This window comes from Methanococcoides methylutens (assembly GCF_000765475.1).
Lineage (GTDB): Archaea > Halobacteriota > Methanosarcinia > Methanosarcinales > Methanosarcinaceae > Methanococcoides > Methanococcoides methylutens.
Window position 1 is genome coordinate 453,555 of the sequence record NZ_JRHO01000009.1, and the last position, 19,489, is coordinate 473,043.

19 protein-coding genes are annotated in these 19,489 nt (G+C 44.5%); 14 read left to right on the top strand and 5 right to left on the bottom strand.

Translation table 11 applies throughout. From position 1 onward, the window contains the following. Positions 1–43: 43 nt before the first annotated feature. From LI82_RS04595 to LI82_RS04605, 3 genes are all read left to right on the top strand, one after another. A complete protein-coding gene (locus tag LI82_RS04595; protein ID WP_048193739.1) occupies positions 44–2,542 on the top strand; it encodes a DUF3656 domain-containing U32 family peptidase in 2,499 nt (832 codons plus the stop codon). Between the two features lie 4 nt (positions 2,543–2,546). Next, positions 2,547–3,134 (top strand): Maf family nucleotide pyrophosphatase, encoded by a 588-nt coding sequence (locus LI82_RS04600; RefSeq protein WP_048193740.1) that lies wholly within the window; start codon positions 2,547–2,549, stop codon positions 3,132–3,134. A gap of 72 nt (positions 3,135–3,206) precedes the next feature. Further along, entirely contained in the window at positions 3,207–3,491 is a 285-nt protein-coding gene (locus LI82_RS04605) for a DUF427 domain-containing protein (protein ID WP_048193741.1), read from the top strand. On the opposite strand, the gene LI82_RS04610 is transcribed toward LI82_RS04605, so the two are convergent. The 3 genes from LI82_RS04610 to LI82_RS04620 are packed head-to-tail and all read right to left on the bottom strand — an operon-like array spanning position 3,488 to position 6,760. Then, positions 3,488–5,266, bottom strand: a complete 1,779-nt coding sequence (locus LI82_RS04610) for a thiamine pyrophosphate-dependent enzyme (RefSeq protein ID WP_048193742.1) — start codon at positions 5,264–5,266, stop codon at positions 3,488–3,490. The genes LI82_RS04605 and LI82_RS04610 overlap by 4 nt on opposite strands. A gap of 23 nt (positions 5,267–5,289) precedes the next feature. Further along, positions 5,290–5,925 carry a CDGSH iron-sulfur domain-containing protein gene (locus LI82_RS04615; protein ID WP_048193743.1) on the bottom strand — a complete coding sequence of 212 codons (636 nt, stop codon included), beginning with the start codon at positions 5,923–5,925 and terminating at the stop codon, positions 5,290–5,292. Between the two features lie 34 nt (positions 5,926–5,959). Further along, positions 5,960–6,760, bottom strand: coding sequence for a mechanosensitive ion channel family protein (locus LI82_RS04620; protein WP_048193744.1), 801 nt, complete (start codon positions 6,758–6,760; stop codon positions 5,960–5,962). 811 nt (positions 6,761–7,571) lie between these two features. On the opposite strand from LI82_RS04620, the gene LI82_RS04625 reads away from it, so the two are divergent. The 11 genes from LI82_RS04625 (at position 7,572) to LI82_RS04675 (ending at position 16,326) form a co-directional block, all read left to right on the top strand. Continuing rightward, the gene (locus LI82_RS04625; protein ID WP_048193745.1) at positions 7,572–7,898 is read left to right on the top strand and encodes a MarR family winged helix-turn-helix transcriptional regulator; all 327 of its coding nucleotides are present in this window, start codon (positions 7,572–7,574) and stop codon (positions 7,896–7,898) included. A 56-nt stretch (positions 7,899–7,954) separates the two neighbouring features. Next, complete coding sequence (locus tag LI82_RS04630; protein WP_394297409.1) at positions 7,955–10,312, top strand: hydrophobe/amphiphile efflux-3 (HAE3) family transporter; 2,358 nt, start codon at positions 7,955–7,957, stop codon at positions 10,310–10,312. Then, complete coding sequence (locus tag LI82_RS04635) at positions 10,312–11,415, top strand: COG1361 S-layer family protein (RefSeq protein WP_048193746.1); 1,104 nt, start codon at positions 10,312–10,314, stop codon at positions 11,413–11,415. The genes LI82_RS04630 and LI82_RS04635 overlap by 1 nt, the downstream gene beginning before the upstream one ends. Before the next feature lie 48 nt (positions 11,416–11,463). Then, a complete protein-coding gene (locus tag LI82_RS04640; RefSeq protein ID WP_048193747.1) occupies positions 11,464–12,603 on the top strand; it encodes a COG1361 S-layer family protein in 1,140 nt (379 codons plus the stop codon). Positions 12,604–12,827: 224 nt separating this feature from the next. Continuing rightward, complete coding sequence (locus LI82_RS04645) at positions 12,828–14,060, top strand: translation initiation factor IF-2 subunit gamma (RefSeq protein WP_048193748.1); 1,233 nt, start codon at positions 12,828–12,830, stop codon at positions 14,058–14,060. Next, the gene (locus LI82_RS04650) at positions 14,057–14,422 is read left to right on the top strand and encodes a DNA-binding protein (protein WP_048193749.1); all 366 of its coding nucleotides are present in this window, start codon (positions 14,057–14,059) and stop codon (positions 14,420–14,422) included. Before LI82_RS04645 ends, LI82_RS04650 begins: the two co-directional genes overlap by 4 nt. Positions 14,423–14,488: 66 nt before the next feature. Beyond that, on the top strand, positions 14,489–15,058 hold the full coding sequence (locus tag LI82_RS04655; RefSeq protein WP_048193750.1) for a DNA-directed RNA polymerase: 570 nt from the start codon (positions 14,489–14,491) through the stop codon (positions 15,056–15,058). Positions 15,059–15,073: 15 nt separating this feature from the next. After that, positions 15,074–15,259, top strand: a complete 186-nt coding sequence (gene spt4 / locus LI82_RS04660) for a transcription elongation factor subunit Spt4 (RefSeq protein ID WP_048193751.1) — start codon at positions 15,074–15,076, stop codon at positions 15,257–15,259. A 2-nt stretch (positions 15,260–15,261) separates the two neighbouring features. Then, the gene (locus LI82_RS04665) at positions 15,262–15,843 is read left to right on the top strand and encodes a GTP-dependent dephospho-CoA kinase family protein (RefSeq protein WP_048193752.1); all 582 of its coding nucleotides are present in this window, start codon (positions 15,262–15,264) and stop codon (positions 15,841–15,843) included. Continuing rightward, entirely contained in the window at positions 15,833–16,171 is a 339-nt protein-coding gene (locus LI82_RS04670; protein WP_048193753.1) for a 30S ribosomal protein S24e, read from the top strand. The genes LI82_RS04665 and LI82_RS04670 overlap by 11 nt, the downstream gene beginning before the upstream one ends. A gap of 5 nt (positions 16,172–16,176) precedes the next feature. Then, positions 16,177–16,326, top strand: a complete 150-nt coding sequence (locus LI82_RS04675) for a 30S ribosomal protein S27ae (protein WP_048193869.1) — start codon at positions 16,177–16,179, stop codon at positions 16,324–16,326. A gap of 228 nt (positions 16,327–16,554) precedes the next feature. Here LI82_RS04675 and LI82_RS04680 read toward each other — a convergent pair whose 3' ends face one another. Beyond that, a complete protein-coding gene (locus LI82_RS04680; protein ID WP_048193870.1) occupies positions 16,555–16,959 on the bottom strand; it encodes a response regulator in 405 nt (134 codons plus the stop codon). Positions 16,960–16,969: 10 nt separating this feature from the next. Next, on the bottom strand, positions 16,970–19,483 hold the full coding sequence (locus LI82_RS04685) for a histidine kinase dimerization/phosphoacceptor domain -containing protein (RefSeq protein WP_236622662.1): 2,514 nt from the start codon (positions 19,481–19,483) through the stop codon (positions 16,970–16,972). Between the last annotated feature and the right edge of the window lie 6 nt (positions 19,484–19,489).

A 19,489-nucleotide genomic window follows, 5' to 3' on the forward strand; every position in this document is an offset into this window, starting at 1 on the left:
CCATTCGATCTATGGGTGGATCCCTTCCACAAGATGTGATCTGATGATATTAAAAAATGATAAAAAGGTCTGTGATGTTCCTCCTGAGGTTCTAGTTCCGGCAGGAGATCTCGACGCGTTGATCGGTGCAATTAAAGGTGGTGCAGATGCGGTTTATTTCGGTGTGACAGACCTTAATGCAAGAAAAGGTGCGAAGAACTTCTCCATGGAGGACCTTGAAGATACTATTGATATGCTGCATTCCCATGGTGTAAAAGCATTTCTGGCATTGAACATACCTATCAAGCAGAAGGAGCTTCAGCATGCTCTGGATGTTGTGGACAAAGCCTATTCTTTTGGTATTGATGCTATTATCCTGCAGGACCTTGGTCTTCTCCGGATACTTCATGAGACCTATCCTGACCTGGCACTGCACGCAAGTACGCAAATGACAGTCCACAGCATGAAAGGTGTCGACTTTATTGCAAACGAAGGTGCTGTGCGTGTCATCGTTTCAAGGGAGCTGACGGTAAAGGAGATCACTGACATTGTAGAGCATTCTGACACCGAGATCGAGATATTCGTGCATGGTGCACTTTGCTACTCTTATTCAGGCAAATGTCTTTTCAGCAGTTTCATGAGCGACAGGAGCGCTAACCGTGGAGCCTGTGCACAACCTTGCAGAAGGCCATACAATTTTGTTGTGAACGGTCGTAATGTCAAGGTTAAAGGCATGGGCAGATTCCCTATAAGTTGTGCTGAACTCTGCACTCTTTCAGAACTTGACGAGATCGTTGGAACTGGTCTTCGAAGCCTTAAGATCGAAGGCAGGATGAAGAAGCCGGAATATGTCACAGAAAGTGCAAGTGTTTACAAACGGGTAGTAGAAGAGATCTGCAATGGCGAAAATCCTGAAGAGGCTGAGATCGTTGCTCTTGAAAAGGATCTTGCACAACTGTTCTACCGTGGATTCACAAAGGGATTTGTTCTTGGTGAGAGGGATGTTGTCCATTCCAAATACAGTTCAAGTTATGGTGTTTACCTTGGGAAGATCAAAGATATAGAGACTTTCAAATATACTACCAGTTTAACTCTGACCCTGAAAGAAGATGTCCGTGTGAAGGATGGTGTGGGGATACACACAAAGTCAGGTGTGTTGGGTTCTGCGATCAACAAGCTTCTGGATGTTAACGAGAATGAGATCGAGACCGCGAAAAAAGGTGAAAAGGTCATCATTGAGATAAGTTCAAAGACCGGCAAGGCTGTTGCCAGGGGCAATGAGGTATATCTTACAACTGATCAGGTGCTTCTGGAAACCCTTCGGCGAACAAAGGCAAAGGGACTTCCTGTAAGCCTCGAAGTGACTGCTGAGGTTGGTGAAAGGCTAAAGGTCAGAATGACCTCGGGTGAAATAAGCGTTGAGGTAATTGATGATTTTGAGGTACAAGAGGCACAAAAAGCCCCGACTTCCAAAGAGCAGATCGTTTCAGCAATGGAGAAATTAGGGGATACTTCCTTTTCGGCATCTTCGGTGGATATGAAGATCAACGGGAATATTTTCATTCCAATTGGAGTGCTCTCCGGGGCAAGGCGGGTTGCTGCGGAAAAGTTGCTTGAAAAGATCCTTGCACAATACAGGAAGGGAGAAAAACATCCGCAATTATTAGATATCTCACACTTCTGCACAGAAGGTCAGTGTGGGAATACTGTTTCCAGAAAGAAAAAGCAAACTCCACTTCTGAGTGTGGAAGTGAAGAATGCAGGGACTCTGTTTGAGGCTGTGGATATGGGTGCGGATGTGGTCTACCTACCTATCAGGAAGTTCCACGATCTGGTGTCGGAAGAGTATGCCGGGAAACTGGGTGATGCCAGAGATAAAACCGAGATCGTTCTCATGGCACCACGTATTAGCCACGAAGCTGAGCTCACGGAGCTATTGCCTCTGATGGAAAAAGCAAAAGATGACGGTTTCCGCATTGCCTGCTACACTCTGGGTCAGGTTGAACTTGCAAAAGAGCTTGGAGTGCCTTTCGTGGTGCAAAAGGAGTTCAACACTTTCAATTCTTACACAGCAGATGAGTTCTACAGGGCCGGTGCATATCGTGTCACACTGTCTACCGAGCTGAACCTTGATGAGATAAGTGATGCGTGTGATGACATTTCCTGCCGTGGTAAGGAACATCAGCTGGAAATAGTTGTGCATGGAAGGGAACTGATGCTTATCACAGAGCATGACCTCCTGAAGCCTCTGCTTGACCAGGGAAGTGCTACGGAAAGCAGTGAAGTTCTGCTGGTTGATTCAAAGAGTGTGGAATATCCGGTAAAGCGTGTGGATGAGAGGACACTTATCTATGATTGTAAAGTGCTGGACATGCTCGATAAAATTGATGAACTGAAGACTTGTGGTGCAGATATTATGCGTCTGGACCTGTCCCTTTATGGCAAGAGGGATGTAAAGGAGATCACTTCTGCATATCGAAGAGTGCTTGACGGTAAGCCTGCAGAACTTCGACCCCGGAGAGGGGTGGAGTTTTCCAGAGGTCACTATTACAAGGGTATATAATATCATGCGCAGGATCGTTCTTGCATCAGCATCTCCTCGGAGGAAGGAGTTGCTGGTTCAGATCATCGGAAATACCTTCGAGGTTTGTGTGAGCTCATACGATGAAGCTCCACAGCCAGGTATGGATGCGACCGAACTGGTTGTCCAGCATTCCCTTTCCAAGGCAAGGGACGTTGCCGTAAAGTTCGATTCAGGTATCATTATATCTGCTGATACCGTTGTACTTTGTGAAGGTAAGGTCCTTGGGAAGCCACATTCTCCTGGGGATGCAAAGGAAATGCTTTCTGCTATCAGCGGGAAGGTCGTACAGGCGATCACAGGCATGACTGTTCTGGATGTCGATTCGGGATGTGAGGTTAGTGTATCCGAGATAACCGATGTGAAAATGAAAAAGATGTCGTCGGTTGAGATCTCATCTTATGTAAGGTCCGGGGAACCTCTCGATAAGGCCGGAGCTTTTGCGATACAGGGAAAAGGTGCCATACTCGTGGAAAGCATCAATGGTGATTTCTTTAATGTTGTAGGGCTGCCGTTGTTCAAGTTGGCTCTGATCCTTGAGGGCATGGGTGTTCCTGTCTTTGACATCGGATGACCTGCCTGACCAAAATCCACATAAATGATGCTTTCCAATTTCTTTTTACAGTTATTCAGGAGTGGATATATTATGGCAGTAGCAAAATGGAATGGGGTCGTACTTGCAGAAAGCGATGCGGTCAAAGAAATTGAAGGGAACCTTTACTTCCCGCCGGACTCAGTGAACATGGAATACCTGAAGGAAACAGATACTCATTCAACATGTCCCTGGAAGGGTCTGGCAACCTATTTTGACATAGCCGTGAACGGAGAAATAAATACTGATGCAGCCTGGCATTATCCTGACCCTAAACCGGCTGCAAAAGAGATCGCAGGGTATATTGCATTCTGGAAGGGTGTGGAGGTAACTCCTTAATCCACCCTCTTTGTACTTGCAGCCGTCGTGTTGGGGTCAACGATCACATCAATAAGTGCTGCTTTTTCTGATCTGAATGCTTTTTCTATTGCTTCGTCCAGTTGTGTGGGGTCTTCTATTCTGTAACCTTCTCCGCCGGCAGATCTTGCAAATCCTGCAAAGTCAGGGTTTGGGAAACTTACTCCGTATTCCGGATAGTTATCCCTTAATTGCTCTTTCTTGATGTTCTTGAGCTTGCCGTCGTTAAAGACAATGACGTTGATCCCAAGGCTTTCCCTTACAGCTGTGGTAAAATCACCCATGAGCATCCCGAAGCCACCGTCTCCTGTTACACAGATGACCTGTTTGTCAGGATAGTCAAGCTTTGCTGAAAGGGATGCAGGAAGCGCAAAGCCCATGCTGGCGATGTTTGCTGATATGAATGTCCTCTGCCCTTCACAGACGAACTTCTTGTAGAACCAGTATGTATGATCCCCTACATCGATGCATATGATAGCATCTTTGTCTGCATGGCGTTTTATGGCCTGTACAACGTAACCGGGATTTATCGGTATGGAAAGGTCATTTGCATCTTTTTCCAATTCTTCCCTGTGTGTCTTCTTCATCCGGTCGATGTTCTCGAGGAATTCTTTGTTCTCTTCCTTTTCATCAAGTAAGGGAACCAGTTCCTTAAGCACAAGGTCTGCATCGCCGATGATGCCTGCGTCCACATCAAATGTCTTTCCTATCTTTGTAGGGTCGATATCTGTCTGGACTATCTTTACACCGGCAGGTACGAGATTGGCCTGTCTGAAACCGGAACCGATTATGACTATCAGGTCCGATGTCTTGATCGCCTGTGCAGCATGCTTTGAACCGATGGAACCCAGGACACCTACGCTGAAGCGTTCGGTCTCATGGATAACTCCCTTGGCCCTTGATGTGGTTGCAATCGGAGCTTTGAGCTTTCGTGACATCTCCAGCAGGAGTTCTCTGCTGTGCCGGGAACCCCAGCCTGCAAAGACGGTCACATTTTCGGAGTCGTTGATAAGTTTCGCTGCTCTTTGTACATCCTCTTCTTTTGGAGATGTTTTGTTCAGGAAAACTCTCTTATCAGGTGAATAGATCTGGCCGGCTAGTTTCTCGGCAAGAATATCTGTGGGGGTACTAAGAACTGAGACTCCTGGTTTCCGGTATGCATATTTAACTGCCATGGTGAGCAGCTTTAATGCCTGATTTTCCCTGGCAATGGTCTCGGAATATTCGGTGAATGGCTTGAACAGTTCGAGCTGGTCGATCTCCTGGAATGCCTCGCTTCCAAGATAAACCTCTGGCACCTGACCTGCAAAAGCAAGTACGCAACTCCTGTCGGTTGCAGCATCCATAAGTCCTGTTATCAGGTTGGTACAACCGGGACCTGCAATGGAAATGCATACGCCAAGTTCGGATGTCATCTTTCCATGTGCTGATGCCATGAATGCAGCCGTTTCCTCATGGCGTGTGAGGATGAAACTTATCTTTTCACTCCTTCGGATGGCATCGATAAGCGGAAGATTTGAATCTCCTGGTATGCCGTAAACATATCTTACGCCAAAAGCTTCCAGCTGCTCGACTATCTTGTCAGCAACAGTTGTCTTTATGTCATCTCCTGCCTTTGCACCACCTTCCTTTACAAATGCGGATTTCGGTGCTCCGCAGACCGGGCAGGTGTAAGTATCGGGCAGGGAATCAAAATCCTGCCCTTCCGTCTCTTCATCATATGTCCAGTTGCAGACTGAACATCTGTATTTACCCATATCATTCCTCGCAATCGTTCGGATCAGTTCTTCTCATCCTTGAACTCGACATGCCAGTGTTCACCACTACAGAATGGCTTGTTCTTTGAAGCACCACATCTGCAAAGTGTGTAGTGTTCCTTGGATTCGGGAGTATTTCCATCAGGATCATCAAGCTCTATCCCGCCGACTACGTCATGTGGTCCGTCTTTTGTAACAGTAATGCCGGGTTCCCTGTCAAGTTCCTTGTGCAGAACACCGTCCTTTGTGTAGCTCAGGGCACCTGATGGGCACATCTCGATAACCCTTATTACGTCTTCAACGCTGGCTCCATCAGGATCTATCCACGGCTCCTGCTTCATCCTGAATACAGATGGGAGGTTGTCGGTACAATGTCCTCTGTGGGAACAGACCCCTCTGTTGTCATGGATGGTGATATCCTTTCCAACATAATCATCCACTCTGTCAGGTTGCCTGTCTTCGGATTTCTCGCCTGTGAAGCCCACTTTCATATGTGTACCGTCACAGAACGGCTTGTTTGATGACTGGCCACAGCGACAAAGTGCCATCATAGGTTGTGGCTCAAAGGTTTCTCCTTTTGAGTTCTTCAGGTTCTTGAGGTCCTTTACAAGGTATGGCCCGTTCTCTGATGGCTGAATGCTTGGGTTGTTGTCTGTCATTTCTTAGTCCCCCCCCCCTTCAATATCAAAAAATTCACTCTTTGTCCAGATGGACATCCATTTGTGGGAATGGGATCTCAATGCCTGCTTCCTTGTATGCTTTCAGGATGCCGTTGGTAAGGTCGCCTTTGACTCCCCAGTAATCCGATGTATTTGCCCATGCACGAAGCTGAAGATTTACGGATGAATCTGCAAGTTCGGTTGTGACGACGGCAGGTGCAGGGTCTGCAAGAACCATTGAGTTTCCTTTCATAAGGTCCATAGCAACCTGGATGGCCTGGTCAAGTTTTGTGTCGTAACTGATACCAACGTTAACATCAACTCTTCTGGTAGGCATTCTGGTCGCATTCTCAATTGCACTTCCCCAGATTACCTTGTTAGGGATAGTGATGATTTTGTTGTCAGGTGTAAGCAATTCTGTTGCCATGAAACCGACTGCATTGACACTTCCGGAGTAACCCGTTACTGATACATATTCTCCTTTGTCGAATGGTCTTAGTGTGGCAAGCCATACGCCTGCTGCAATGTTTGTCAGTGTGTCCTGCAGTCCAAAACCAAGGACTAAACCTATGACTGCTGAAAGGCCAACAACCACTGAACTGATGTCAGGACCTAGGGTTGACACCGTTGCAAGGATAACTGCAACGTACATTAATGCCAGGACAAATCTGGACAGGAATTCTGCGACAAGTTCGGGAAGTTCTGTTTTTTTCAGTCCGTTCTTGAACATTCCTGTTAATATCTTTGCTAAAACGATACCTGCAACAAGTACTATCAAGGCTGCCAGTAGATCAAAAAATGTCAGATCAGTATATGGTATATTTTGAGATAACATACGTTCAACTCCCTTAATTTTAAAACAATATCCATTATTATTTGGTTTTGGTACGTATATAACACTATTGTAAAAATCTCTGACCGAAATAAATTCGGAGGTCTGCATTTCATTAAGGCATTGTCTGATGAGTTCAACAGCTTTGTTTATGGTTACTTTTTATGTGCATTATCATACTCAAATTCGGAGTGTCCTTGCTATTAAACTCTTTATTTTTGTTTGGATTCAATAGCTATGTTCTCTTTATTAAGTTTATATACTATGGTAAATAATCATTAACAAATACGTTTTTATATTATCACTCCTTTTAGGGGCTGACTCCAAACGAGGGGGGCGTATCCAATGATACTCCTCCTCCAACTCTTTTATGCATGTTCTTTGTTTTTCCATTCACTTCTAAAACGCCGATTGTTGCTCTTTTTTGAGATCTATATTTCTATCCTTTTTCATATATTTTTATTCATGCCGGTTTCCAACGCGCGCATTTATCGACGAACACTTATCATTATTGGAATACATGTCGATATGCTCGAAAACCTTATATATTGCTTCGAATATTAGAAAATCTAACTATTAGTTAATCGAACAGTTTTGTTATCTAATCGTTGAAGTTTCAAAATTGAGTACTGGATTCAGGAGATAGAATTTGGATAAAATTGAGCAACTCGTCAAATTACATGTGGAAATGGAACATCTCAAAAGAAAATTGGAGGGAAACATGACTGAATGTTTCCTGAAAGATGAAGGTTGTACCAGTGCACATAAGACAATGAATAAAGCCCTTCTTCTCATATAGGACGAGGGAGAGATCATGCCTTCGACACTTGCGAGATTCCTAGAACTCAAAAAGAGTAGTGTTACAAGCCTTATCGATAGTCTTGAAAATGAAGGTTTTGTCTGTCGGAAAGACGATCCTTCCGATCGCAGGAAAGTGTTGATCTCTATTACTGAAAAAGGTGTGGAGCATACTAAGAAGATCATCAATAAAATGTTCTCAGTAGCTAAAAAATGTATGAGCGATCTGGATGATGAAACGCTTGAAAAGGCTATTGAGGCACAGCGAATCCTACTCAACTTACAGCGCCATATGTATGCCCGATCGATTGAACTGCTCGATAAAAAATGTACTTCTGAATAATACATTTAATAATAATAGATGAGGAGGCGACCAGCATAAAAAATGTATTCGGAAAACTGGGGGTCTTTATTGAGAACAATACTATCCCTATAATATTAGTAGCCTTATTGCTCGTCCTTGTATCTGTTCAGGGCGCACAGAACATAACTATGGAATCGGGAACCGAAACATTTGTTGAGAAGACTTCCCAGCTCTATCAGGATTTTGATCACCTCTATATGAATATCTTTGGTACGGAAGCCATTGTTATAATAGTGGAGGATGGTCAGGTAAGTGATCCTGCTTTGTTGCAGGCGATGGATCGGCTTGATCATATGTCTTCGACATTGCCCGGAGTAGTAGATGTTCAAAGTGTTGCAACGGTTGTCAAGGAAGCAAACTTCGGTCTTACCGGTGATGCATCACTTCCTGAAGACAAGGCAGAACTGCAGTTCCTGATCAATAATTATGTTCCTGAACAACTGATGCCGGACAGCACTCATACACTTATCTATGTTGAAGTAGCGGGTTCGACAACAGATGAACAGAAACAGGAGATCCTGGGGGAGATCGAGACATCGGTAAGTCTTGCAGAATTTCCTCCTGACTATAATGTAATAGTTACAGGAGATCCGGCGTTCATGGTTTCCATGAACAATGCAATGATGTCAAGTATGGGTGTATTGCTTGGGCTTTCAGTCGTCCTGATGATCGTTGTGCTGTATCTCGTGTTCGGTCACGTCAGATGGAGGCTCATGCCTCTTGCTATCGTATTGCTGGGTATCATTTACACCTTTGGTGCCATGGGCTATCTGGAGATCCCAATGACCATGGTCTCAATGGCAGCATTCCCTGTATTGATAGGATTGGGTATAGATTATGCCATCCAGTTCCATAATCGAATAGAAGAGGAGCTTGAACGTGGTGAGACGCCGGCAGAGGCGGTTGTGGATACTATCAAGCATACCGGTCCTGCTGTGCTTATTGCACTTATTATCACAGCACTGGGATTCTTTTCCCTTCTTACATCAAGCGTTCCTATGATACAGGACTTTGCAAAGCTGCTTCTCATAGGTATTGCGATGTGCTTCCTTGCTTCCCTGTTCGTCGGTGTGACTGTGATATATGGTCTCGACAACATGCAATCCGTACGCAAGGAGAAGTTTGGACATTTATCCCTGACAGGCAAGAACAAGTCCAAGACATCATCTCCGGAGGAGCCCAAACCGGATATTCTGGATAGGCTTCTGGGTCGTACAACCCATTTCACCATAAAACATCCTTTCATGATCCTGTTAATTGCCGTTCTTCTTTGTGCTGGTGGCTTGGTGGCTGATACTCAGGTAGGGATTCAGACCGATACGGAAACCTTTGTCCCACAGGACCTGCCGGCATTGATCGACCTGATGCATCTTTCTGATATCACCGGTGGTGAGGAACAGCTGAACATTATCATCAAGACCGACAACGTTGCAGATCCTAAAACCCTGAAATGGATGGATGAGTTCAGTTCTCATGAAGTGGATAGCAGGAATAATATCTACGGAGCGGAAAGCATGGCCAGTGTCATCAAGTCAATGAACAGTGGTGTGATCCCTGAAAGTGAGTCTGAGATAAGGTTGCTGTATGAACAGATGCCTGACCAGCAAAAGGACCGTTTCATGTACGGTGAAAATATGCTTCTGCTCAACCTGAATATTGGTGATGCGATGGGAAGCCTTGGTATGGAAGGGATAGAAGTTCTCACGGATATTGTCCAGGATGATATTCTGTGGATGTCCCCACCCCCCGGAATGACTGCTACGATCACCGGAAGCAATGTCGTGTTCATAGAAGTTATTGGAGCCCTTACGTCAGGACGTATCTTTATGACATACCTGGGACTGGGAATGGTATTCGGTGGTCTGCTCCTGATCTACCGTGATCTTCTCAAGGCTCTTGTGCCCGTAGTGACAATGTTCATGGTCATTGGCTGGTCCGGTGGACTGATGTACCTGTTGGGTATGGAATACAATCCAATGACAGCTACACTGGGTGCACTTATTCTTGGTGTGGGTTCCGAGTATGCTGTACTTATGATGGAGAGATACTTCGAGGAAAAGGACAGAGGTGCAAATCCTGAAGAAGCAATGACCGAAGCAGGGGTCAAGATTGGAAAAGCGATAGTTACTTCCGGACTTACGACACTCTTCGGTTTTTGTGCTCTGGTAGCATCTGATTTCAGTATGATCAGCGGTTTCGGCATGATCACTGTAATAGATGTAGGGCTTGCCCTGTTCGCAACATTTGTGGTTTTCCCACCAGTGATGGTCTTGCTGGACAATTTCCGTGAAAAGAGGAAAGCAAAAAAAATAATGTCGGATGTATTCGAAGATAATATAGAAACGATCGAAATTGTAAAACATAGTACTGACCCGGAGGCTGATGCCTTTTGATGAACTGTAAAAACAAACAAAAGAACAGATATGTGAATTCAGTGGTCATGGTGGCTATCTTGCTGACCGCGGCGGTGTTCGTGGTCACTGCATCTCCTGCAGCAGGGGCAAAAGAGTTCGTACAGCCGACCTATGAGTTCTCTACCAATTATTATGATGCCTACGGTGAACCTGATCTATATGTTTCCGTCCTCGGGGACACTGAATTCGAGAGGGGTGAGACCGCACAGGTACGCGTTGTCCTCTCAAACAGAGGAGTACTGTATGGATTCAAGTCCAAGACCAATGTGGATACGAAAAATGGAGATCATGCAAAGTCCCTGAAAGAGCTTGAATATGAGTCATTGAGAACCACTGCTTTTGGTCTAAAGGCTGAGATGGTCTCGACTACAGATTATATAGAGGTCGATCCGATCACAAGTATTCAGACACTTGATAGTCTGTATCCGGGAGTATTGCCGGAGGATCCGATGTCCTTTACTATCACCATCTCCGATAATGCACCGGCTGGTGTTTATATGCTCTTACTGCCTGTCAGCTATGAATTCCAGAGCCAGGTCGAGATGACCGATGGAAGTACTGTCAGGCTTGGTCTGCCTGATCTTGACCACACCACATTCTACAAGACAAGGAATACGACTCTTCAGATCCCGGTGATGGTAGAACCGGCTGCAAAGTTCGTTGTGTCTGATGTGGAGGGTGAGCTTACGTCCGGTCAGTCAGGTATCATCAATGTAACCTACACAAATGTTGGTGAGGTCGAAGCATCTGATGCTTTTGCCAGGATAGTTGTTATGAAACCGTTGAGTTCCGACAGGTCAGTTGTGAACCTGGGTGCTATTGCACCGGGGGAGAGCAAGACTGCATCATTCGATCTTGCTGCAGATATCTCTGCGGTGGAGAAGGACTACGGAATTGACAGTGAGATCAAGTATTGTGATGAGGACGGTGAAATTGAGTTCTCGGAAAACATTATTGTTGAGGTCCCGCTCAAATCAAGGGATGCCAGTATAAGCATCACTACGCTGGCACTTGCAGGAATACTGCTGATAGGAGCTTACATGGGATACAATACTATGCGGAAGAAGAATGACAAAAAATAATACTTTAACTGAATAATTATCAAATTAACACTATGAAGAGGACTAATTATGTTTAAAATGACAGATTCCAGATACGCTTTGCCAATTATGGCCTCACTTGCTTTATTGTTGCTGTTTGTAGCACCGGTACATGCATCTTCCACACTGCCCTCAAATGGTGAGTTTACGGCAGCCAATGCGGAACTACCTGAGTTCTTCAATTTTGATGAGAACTACTATACTGTATTCGGTGGTCCGGACGTGACAGCGACTCTCCTCGGCGACAATGAGTTTGAACGCGGTGATACTGTCACACTGAACCTCGATCTTATGAACAAGGGTCTTATCACGGGTTTCAGATCGGAGGAAGATGACTTTTACCTTACTCAGCTGGAACAGAAGTTGCAGAAAACTGAAATGTCCTATGAGTCCCAGCGAACGACAGCTATCGGTATTGTTGCTATCCTGACCCCTCTTGATCCTGCTGTTAAAGTAAAGTCCGGTCCTCAGGAAGCAGGTACTCTTGTATCAGGGCAGAAGACCGACTCTCCTGTTAGCTTTAATATCGAGATCTCGGATAATGCAGAGGCAGGCGGCTACCCCATGCGCCTTGATCTCTATTATGGATACCAGAAGAATGTTCAGATAAATGGTGACAATGAAACTGACCTTGGTATTACAAATATGGAGGTTGGACTTTGGTATGATATGGGCACACAGAACACGACCTTTGATATATATGTGAAGGATGAGGCAAGATTTGAAGTGACCAACGTAACTGGTAAGCTGTATCCTGATTCTGAAAGTTTGTTGTATGTTACCTTTGAGAATGTGGGTGACCTTTCTGCAAAGGATGCTACGGTAAGGATAAGTGCTGCCGATCCTTTCAGCACTACTGATGATCAGGCATTCCTTGGTACCCTCGATTCCGGTGAGAGCACTGTTGCAGTGTTCAAGCTGAAGGTAGATGACCTTGCAGTACCGAAGGCTTATGCACTGAATAGTGAGATCAAGTATGAGGATACTGACGGCCATGACCGTATATCAGATACTGTGAAGATCAAGACGGAAGTCCTTCCTGCATCTGCAAATGACAGTGGCTCCGGCATGACTGGCATCATTATTGGTGTAGTACTGGTAATAGTGATCGCCGGTGGAGCTTATTTCGTCTATCGCAGCAGGTCTTCAAATAACAGCAACGATGAGTGATCATTCTCTCATCGTTTTCTTTTTATTGATGTGATTCGTATTCATTCTATGATGTCCCTGACATTTTTTGATCAGTAGTAATATGGTATGATATTATAACGGTTGAAATCACTTATATATTAGGAATGACATGGTATCACAAACTTCAGAGTAGTTACGTTGAATTTGTATAATTATATTAGATCACACTTTTATTTTAGCCCGATAGGGAGGGAAATCAAAAATTGAGTCAGCCTTGTGTTAATATTGGCATGGTAGGTCATGTCGATCATGGGAAAACGACGCTTGTAAGCGCGTTATCTGGAGTATGGACCGATACTCATAGTGAAGAGTTGAAGCGTGGTATTTCGATCAGGTTAGGGTATGCAGATACTACCTTCAGGAAGTGTCCAACTTGCCCCGAACCCCAGTGTTATACTGTAGCCAAGAAATGTGAGCACTGTGGTGAAAAGACCGAGGATATGAGGACCGTATCTTTTGTGGATTCTCCTGGTCACGAAACATTGATGGCCACAATGCTTTCAGGTGCTGCTATTATGGATGGTGCTATCCTTGTGATCGCTGCGAACGAGGAATGTCCGCAGCCACAGACAAAAGAGCACCTTATGGCTTTGAATATCATCGGTATCGAGAACATCGTTATCGTCCAGAACAAGGTCGACCTTGTTCCAAAGGAGAAGGTTATAGAGCATTATCATCAGATCAAGGAGTTCGTAAAGGGAACTGTTGCTGAGAATGCACCTGTCGTTCCTATCTCTGCACAGCAGAACATCAATATCGATGTGCTGATCGATGTTATGAACGAAGTGATCCCAACGCCTGTGCAGAAACTTGACAAGCCTGCACATATGCTTATTGCAAGATCTTTTGACATCAACAAGCCTGGATCATCTATCGATAAGATCGCAGGTGGTGTCATCGGCGGAACACTTACAGCTGGTTCTTTGCATCCGGGTGATGAACTTGAGATCCGTCCTGGTCGTAAGGTGGAAAGCGAGAATGCTATCCACTGGGAACCTATATTCACGACTATCAATATGATCGCTGCAGGCAGTGACAAGGTAGAAGAGGCAACTCCGGGAGGATTGCTTGCATTGGGTACAGGACTTGACCCAAGTATAACAAAGAGTGATTCGCTCACAGGTCAGGTTGCAGGTTTGCCAGACACATTACCTCCTACCCACGATTCATTCACTCTGGACCTTAAGCTTCTTGAACGTGTAGTTGGTATTTCAGATGATGAGCCGATCGAGATCGGTAAGATCAAGACCAGTGAACCATTGATGCTCAATGTTGGAACTGCTACCACTGTTGGTATTGTAACAAGTGCCAGGGAAAATGTTGCTGAGACCAAGCTCAAGAGGCCGGTCTGTGCTGAAGTTGGCTCTATGGTTGCTATCAGCAGGCGTGTTGGTTCCCGTTGGAGACTAATAGGTGTGGGAGTCATTAAGGCTTGAAGGTTATAATCGATACAAACGGTTTAATGATACCAGTTCAGTTCAAGGTCGATATCTTTACAGAACTAAAACGTCTGGGCTATGATGAGCTCATTGTTCCCCAGGCGGTCATAAATGAGATAAAGATCCTGGTCAAAAGGTATAAGGGTGAGAACAGAATAGCGGCAAAGGTTGCACTTTCATTATCAGACAGATGTACCATTGTGGAACGGACAGGAAGTGCTGATGATGTCATCCTTCAGCTTGCTCTCGATACTGGGGCAGCGGTGTTGACCAATGATGTCGGTTTGGTCAAACGTCTGAAGGAAGTGGATGTGGCCGTTGTGCGTTTGCGCCAGAAGAGCCGTTTGGATATAGCATGATCATCATTTCATATTACAATTATAGTGGCAGTTTAGATTAATGCAGGGCATATTGGAGATCGAGATATGTATAAAAGGATGAAACTTTCGGACACGATCCGTGTGGCTCCCCGCCTTTTGGGTGAGGATGTCGGGATCAGTGTGAAGGATGCACTAAAGGAGAAACTTGAGGGCAGGGTCGATAAGACGCTTGGTGCAATTGTTGCGGTCACGGATATTGAAGAAGTTGGAGAAGGTCATATCCTTGTTGGTGACGGAGCGGTCTATTACGATGTTGTTTTCGATGCTATTGTGTTCATCCCGCAGCTTCAGGAAGTCATTGAAGGACTTGTGGTCGAGACAGTTGAGTTCGGTGCTTTCGTCAGCATAGGTGCTATGGATGGTCTTTTACACGTAAGCCAGGTAACTGACGACTTCATGTCATATGACGGTAAGAACGGCAGGCTCCTTAGCAAGAACGGAGATCGTACCCTTTCAGAAGGCGACAAGGTGCGTGCCCGTATAGTTGCTGTAAGCACTAACGAAAGAGAGCCAAGGGACAGCAAGATCGGATTGACCATGCGTCAGCATGCTCTTGGAAGGCTGGAATGGCTGGAAGATGCACGCAAGCCAAAATCCGAGGAATCTAATGAGTAAACCGGAGTGTATCTAATGGTAGATCAGGTATGTCGTGAATGTCACAGGTTGGTAACAGGTCAGACCTGCCCTGTCTGTGGTTCAAGTAATTTGAGCGCTGACTGGAGCGGACTTGTTATTATCGTGGATCCTCAGCGATCTAAGATCGCAGAGATGATCGGCGTGACAGTTGCCGACAAGTATGCTTTAAAGGTGCGGTAATTTTGGGTTTACAGATCCTTTTACCGGAAAGTCTTCGTCACCTTTTCCGGGAACCTTTTGGTATCCTGTATGAAGGTGTAGGCGGTGATGCCGTCAGAAGTTCGGTAAAGGATCTTGGTAATCCCACAAAACTTATATCTGTGGGTGATGTTACTACTTTCCACTTGCTCGAATCAAACATCATTCCAGATGTACTGATCGTGGACGATAGGACGAAAAGGGCACCGGCTTCCTCACAGGTTGTCGATGGTACGAAACATCAGGGATTTGCTGAAATTGCAGTCGATAATCCTGCTGGTGTGATCACCGAAGAACTGATATCTGTGATAGGCGATGCATTAGTGTCCGATCAGAATGTCCGGATATTCGTAAAAGGCGAAGAGGATCTTGCCGCTTTACCTGCGATGATGATGGCACCTGTAGGTTCGGTTATCATGTATGGGCAACCGGATAAAGGTGTAATACTTGTAAGGGTCACAGAACCCAAAAAAGCAGAAATAAAGGATCTATTTGATATTATTCTTGAAAAACAAGATCATAAAGAACAGTTCAATAACGTGCGGAGGAAATTAAATGGATATTAATATTACGGAAGATAAAAACAACGCACTTCTCAACAGAAGGGAAGTGAGGTTCGATGCTACATTCGATGGTGCAACACCTTCAAGGCTCGATGTAAAGAACAGACTGGCTGCAATGCTTAACGTGCCACTCGAGCTCGTCATTCTCCAGAAGTTCGATAACAGCTACGGTATATCTGCAGCTGAAGGATACGCAAAGATCTATGAAGATGCAGATCGCATGAAGGTAGTCGAGAAGGAATATGTCCTTAAAAGGAACGAACTTCCAGAGCCTGAAGTTGTCGAAGACGAAGCATCCGAAGAACCAGCTGAAGAAGCAGACAGTGAGTGATCATAATGGCAGTTAAAGACTACTACAAAGTAACCGGCGATTCCATCGAAAGACTGAGGCAGTTCTGCCCACGCTGCGGCGATGGTGTATATCTTGCAGACCACAAGGACAGACTTACCTGTGGTAAATGCGGATACACTGAATTCAAGAAATAATTCCGACTTTATGCATCGCAACTTGATGTTGTGATGCTTTTCTCTTTTAATTTAGGTATGTAGAGTAAAGCACCATTTTAATTTAGGTGTTCATAGCAAAGCATCAATTTTTAATTTAGATATTTATTGCCAAAGTATCCATTTCTAATTTAGATATCTATTACTAAAGCAACTATCATTTAATTTAGATGTGTGGTACCACACAGCAATTTTTAATAGACTACCTTCTCATTCATCAGGCTTTTCAAGCCCTTTTTCCACTCTGTAATTATGGAGTGCAAGTTCTATGGTGCTATGAAGACTGTTTTCCTCGAAAGGTTTGGTAAGATATCCAAAAGGTTTTGTCCTCTTGGCTCGAGCCAGTATCTTTTCATCGGAATATGCCGTGAGGTAGACTACAGGAACATCGAAAAGCTGACGTATCTGTTCAGCAGCTTCGACCCCATCCATGTCACCTTTCAACATGATGTCCATCAACACAAGATCCGGAAATGTGATCTCTGCTTTACTGATGGCTTCTTTTCCGGAAGATGCAATGCTGGGCACAAGGTATCCCATGTTCTTTAGCATCTTCTTGATACCTAAGGCAACGATCTTTTCATCTTCTACGACCAGGATCTTTGTTTGAGTCATCAATTCCCTCTCATAATTCATATTTTTCTTCTGTGAATTCTATTATGAACTTTGTCCCCTTATCCTTGTCAAGTGTGATTGTTCCATCGATCTGCTCGACGAGGTTCGTCACAAGTTGAAGTCCAAGGGATTCTGTATCTCTGAAGTCGATCTCTTCAGGTATGCCACTTCCATTATCGCAGACCGTTAGTGTGAAATTGTCTCCAGCCCGCTTTATGTCTACTGAGATGATGCCCTTTTCCTTTTTATCTTTAAATGCATACTTCAGTGAGTTCGAAACAAGTTCGTTGATAATTATTCCAAGTGGCACCGCTGTATCCATATTCAGGAATATATCTTCCACTTTCAGGTCTATCTTTATATCACGGTTGCCGACAACGTATGACTGTGACAGGTAATTGATCAGGTTTTTACTATAGTCCGCAAAGTCGATGCTTTCCATATCCTCGGACTGGTATAACTTCTCGTGTACAAGTGCCATTGTCCTGACCCTGTCCTGACTATCTCTGAAAGCTTCTTTTACCTTTTTATCCTTGAATTTATCAGATTCCAGGTATAGTAATGTGGATATGACCTGCAGGTTGTTCTTTATGCGGTGATGAATTTCTTTCTTGCGAATATCCTCTATCTTTATTAGAGCCTCTTCTGCACGCTTTCTTTCATCGATGTTAACAATGATACCTTGCAGGTAGTTAACATTCCCTTCTTCATCACGACGTATGAATGTCCTTTCATCTGCCCAGAGTATATTGCCGTATTTGGTCAGGATCCTGTATTCGATGTTGAACTTAGTATCTCCTTCATCGCATCTTTTTTGCAGTTCGGCTTCAACTCGTGCAAGGTCCTGTGGGTGGACAATATCTGCATACGTTACTTTACCGGATTTAAAATCTTCAAGTGAGTATCCAAATTGTGAGATGTTCTTGGATACGAATTCAATAGGCCATCCTTTTTCTGGTTTCCATTTGAATACGACAACAGGGCTGTTCTCGATGACCCTTTCCATCTCCTCTTTCATCTGATTGGAGTGTTCAAGGTCTTCTGCATACTTTATTAGTTCCTGTTTGGCTTTTTTCTGTTCGCTGGTGATCTTGTACAGGGCTTGCCTTGTTTCTTCGATACCGTCTGTGAGTATTCTAAAATCACCTTCTCCTTTGATGCTTATCTTGTGTGTAAAATCCTCTTTCTGGAAAGCCATCAGCACTGAATTTGATTCATCAATAATGTTATTGATCTTTTCAGCAAACCTGTCAAGGCCATCACCAAGGTCTTTGAAATCACCTTTGAGACCCGGGTTGACACGTGTTTCAAGCTCTCCTTTTGCGAGGCCGTTGGCTACACGCATGGTTTCAGCCATGGGTTTTGTAAAAGCATCAAGGATCTCGTTCAAACCTGATGGTATGTCCTTGAAGTCGATATCGACATCGGTATCCGCACGAGCATATATCTTCCCTCCCACCGCTGCATCGGAAACGTCCTTAAAACTGGCTACAATATCATTGATGGGCCGTGTTACAAACCCTGCAATGAGGGCTGCAAGTCCTGTCATGAATATGATCGATATGGTAGATATCACGATAAGATTGTTGCGAAGCTCAACAACACCAGCAAGCATTTCCTCTTTGGGGACTACAAGTATAAATGAAAAATTACCGGTCTTGATCGGTTCGTAGAACATTACAACTTCTTTTCCTGTTGTAGGGTCGATGGTATCTATGTATCCATCTCCTCCATTTTTGATATCATCTGCCATGGCGGTTATTTCAGGGACATCAAAATCATACAGGGTCTTGTAACCGATCCAGTCCTTCTGTTCGGGTTGTGAGATCAGGATGCCCGTATTTCCTGTCATGAATGCATATCCTGTATCGAATGCCTTCACTTCGCTTACCACTTCGTCAAGGTATGTGAGGGATACATCCACGCCACCTATGCCAACAAATTCCTCATCCTTTATTATGGGAGTCACGTAACTTACGATGAAGACTCCTTCATAGAAGTAAGGGTCAATGATCTGGTCTACCTTCAATTTCTTTGGCAACTGATAATAATCAGAAGTATCGTAATTTAGTAGCGGATCAAGTTGAAGATCTCCGCTGATCCTGTTCCAGTATGGAATGAACCTTCCTGTAGGATCATGTCCCTGCGCATTTACAAAAGCCATGTCATTGCCATCAAAGGCATTTGGTTCATAACAAACATAAGTTCCAAGGAGGTCCGGGTTTTTTACCGCTATTTCCTTTAATATTTCATTGACCTCATCCCGATCAGCAGTTTCATATGCTGCCATGGAATCTGCTATTGTCTGACCGATTGCATGATTTTTCCGCATGTCAACATCAAACTGGTTTGCATAACCTCTGGATTTTTCGATGGATTGCTCGTAGGCCAGATCAACTTCCTGGCTAGTGACCGTGGATATAATAACTGCAGTTGATGTTACAAGTACCAGCAGGACACCTATTACAATAAAAAGGATCAATTTGGACCTGAGGGGTACGTTTTTCCATTCTAGTTTTCTCAAAGCCAT